At 49.8% G+C, this 550-nt stretch carries 1 protein-coding gene; it reads left to right on the plus strand.

What is annotated here, in order from left to right; translation table 11 throughout:
* On the plus strand, positions 1-550 hold a 550-nt coding region (locus tag GRP75_RS28945), incomplete at both ends, for a WD40/YVTN/BNR-like repeat-containing protein (protein WP_160791107.1).

Here is a 550-nt window from a genome sequence, read left to right on the forward strand (position 1 = left end):
TTTTATGGCCCGAGTAGGTAAAGCGGATTATAAAAAAGATCCAAATGCCAAATCCATCGGTTTTTCCAATGATGGAGGAGCCAACTGGTATAAAGCAAATAGTGAGCCTTCCGGTACAGCAGGAGGAGGCAGCATCGCCGTAGCAGCAGATGGTAATGGCTTGCTGTGGAGTACATCAGACAAAGGTGTGTTCTACTCCAAAACTGGCGGCAACTCATGGACAGCAAGCACAGGGATTCCAGCGAATGCAAAGATCGTCTCTGACCGAGTGAACCCTAATAAATATTACGCATTTGCCTCCGGGAAAATATATGTGAGCACCAATGGAGGCGTATCCTTTACGCCATCAGCGGTAACTGGCTTGCCGACAGCAGGCAATGCTGATATTGATGCTGTACGAGGAGCAGAAGGAGATGTATGGTTCGCCGGAGGCTCCGAGGATGGAGGGCCGTATGGCTTATGGCATTCCAATGATTCCGGCGCTACGTTCACCAAGCTCTCTAATGTGCAGGAAGCGGATTTTGTAGGCTTTGGTAAGGCAGCGCCGAAC

Origin of the sequence: Paenibacillus sp. OT2-17 (assembly GCF_009827695.1) — a bacterium.
Classification (GTDB): Bacteria; Bacillota; Bacilli; order Paenibacillales; family Paenibacillaceae; genus Paenibacillus; species Paenibacillus polymyxa_B.